Annotated in this window: 2 protein-coding genes; both read right to left on the bottom strand. The window is 61.1% G+C overall.

Going from position 1 to position 1,937, the window contains the following annotated elements; translation table 11 throughout:
* Positions 1-74 precede the first annotated feature (74 nt).
* Positions 75-497 (bottom strand): SDR family oxidoreductase, encoded by a 423-nt coding sequence (locus DFR50_RS32720; RefSeq protein WP_210209099.1) that lies wholly within the window; start codon positions 495-497, stop codon positions 75-77.
* Positions 498-602: 105 nt separating this feature from the next.
* The gene (locus tag DFR50_RS31045; protein ID WP_113894218.1) at positions 603-1,133 is read right to left on the bottom strand and encodes a cupin domain-containing protein; all 531 of its coding nucleotides are present in this window, start codon (positions 1,131-1,133) and stop codon (positions 603-605) included.
* Positions 1,134-1,937: the final 804 nt, after the last annotated feature.

Here is a 1,937-nt window from a genome sequence, read left to right as displayed (position 1 = left end):
ATGCCCGCCTCCCGCGAATCATGGCCCTTCTATCTATCACGCTGTTTCCGCTTCAGGAATCCCCAACCATCGAGTCAATCACGCGGAAACCGTATTAGACAGCCGTAAGGCCGGCCGTCGACTGGCAGGTCGATACCGGCGACGTAACTGCTTAGGTCTGAAGCCAGGAAGAGGGCGGCGGAAGCGATCTCGTCAGGGCGCGCCAGGCGCGCCAGAGGGGTCATCGCCGTGAGCATGTCTGCGGCGTCGCCGACCCGGGCGCTCTCAGCCGCGACGGCCGCCATGGCCATACCATGTTGGTCCGCCCAGGGCAGACCTCTGACGCCCGCCTCATCTCCACCAATGCCGCAGTCATGATGAATAGCAGCGCGAGCGCCAGCCTTGGCCGAGAAATACGCCGCGTAAGCCGTGGCGTTCGAACCACCAACAACGATGCCGCCATTTGCTTCTGGAGAAAGCCTTACGACGCCGTCGATTACAATAACAGGAACGTTCATGCCGTTGCTGCCCCCGCGACAACCGCAATCGTGGTGTTTAATAGAGACATCTTGATTCCTTCTTCGTTGGGGCAGGGCCGGTCGCGCTTGATGGGCCCTCGCTGATCAGGCCGCCTTCCTCTCGGCGCCGAAGACGAACATGAGGATTACGCAAGGGTCGTCCGAGCGGTTGTGGAATTCGTGGAAGGCGCCGTTCTGAACGAAGAAGTCGCCCTCCTTGGCTGTGGTCGTGTGCACTTGGCCGTCTTCTCCCGGATAGGCGATATCCACTTCGCCCTTGAGCACCACCGCGAGATCGATGGTGTCGGTCCGGTGCATCGCACCGCCGTGCTTGCCTTGGGTCATACCTCCGCCGGCGCCGAAATCGATCTTGGCCATCAAGCTCCCGAGATCTGTCGCGCCCGCCTTCTCGGGGGGAACGACTTGGAGATCGACGCGGACTGAATCCTTTGGCCCGAAGATCCCAAGTCGCTTGTATTCACCGAGAACTTGCTCAGGCGTAAGGGGTAGCTCGGGAACCTTGTCGAATCCCCAGATATTCGTAACCCTGTCAGCGGTTTCAGTATCGAGAAGATCGTCCACTTGCATGACGACACCGGCCTTGCTCTCGGCGCTCACGATTCGTCGCATCTTCATCTCGGCTTCTCCTCGGAAAAATAGCTGGCTTCGCCGCAAGTGTCGGTGAGTCCGATCGATCCCATCGCAGCACCGCGCATTGAGCGGCGCGACCGGCCAACCGTCGTACTATATCGTACGCTACAGAACCAGGCGGCCGACGTCAACGATTTTATAGTGCATGATATAAAATATTGACTGCAGGTAATGTAGCGGTCACTATATCACGCTCGCGCTCCTCGGGGCCGGAGGCTGGCGCCCGCGCGTATTCGCCAATTGCAAAGCCGCCGGCATCGCGACGGTCCCAGGGTGCGGTCTCGCCAATGAGGAGCCTTCGATGACAGACACAGCGAGCCACTCGGCCCCAGAGCGTGGGAGATTTCGCCGCGCCCTTGCGGGCGTCGGAGCCTTCCTGCAAGCGCTGGAGTCCACAAGCTTCGACGACACGCTCGATCGCATCGAGCGCCTGGAAAGGGAGGTAGGACGGCTGACGGAGGAACTGCGCCAAAGCCGGGGTCCGGCGGCGGTCGAAGCTCAGAACCCTAGCGCCGCTGCGTCAGAGCATTGACTCGGCCGCTGGCGCGCTTCTCGCATCGACCGAGCGCACGGAGCCGATCTGATGTGACTCGCCGTCGCCTCAATCGCCCGCGGCCAAAGCGTGGGTCACCTGGCGTTATTGTGTATCGGTCGCTAAACTATCTTGACGTACGCGCGGCCCACCCATACTGTCTGTCAAACGACATCCGAAAGGGGACCGGCGGCGACATCGAAAAGGATACCACCGGAAGGTTGGGATGATCCGCGTTTTGCGTCCCGCAGGGAGGC

Origin of the sequence: Roseiarcus fermentans (genome assembly GCF_003315135.1) — a bacterium.
GTDB lineage: Bacteria > Pseudomonadota > Alphaproteobacteria > Rhizobiales > Beijerinckiaceae > Roseiarcus > Roseiarcus fermentans.
The sequence above is the reverse complement of the archived record's forward strand: the minus strand, read 5'-3'. Positions and strand labels throughout refer to the sequence as shown.

Excerpts from the sequence above, each read along its gene's own strand:
- DFR50_RS32720 (WP_210209099.1), bottom strand. The coding sequence starts at position 497 with ATGAACGTTCCTGTTATTGTAATCGACGGCGTCGTAAGGCTTTCTCCA.
- DFR50_RS31045 (WP_113894218.1), bottom strand. The coding sequence starts at position 1,133 with ATGAAGATGCGACGAATCGTGAGCGCCGAGAGCAAGGCCGGTGTCGTC.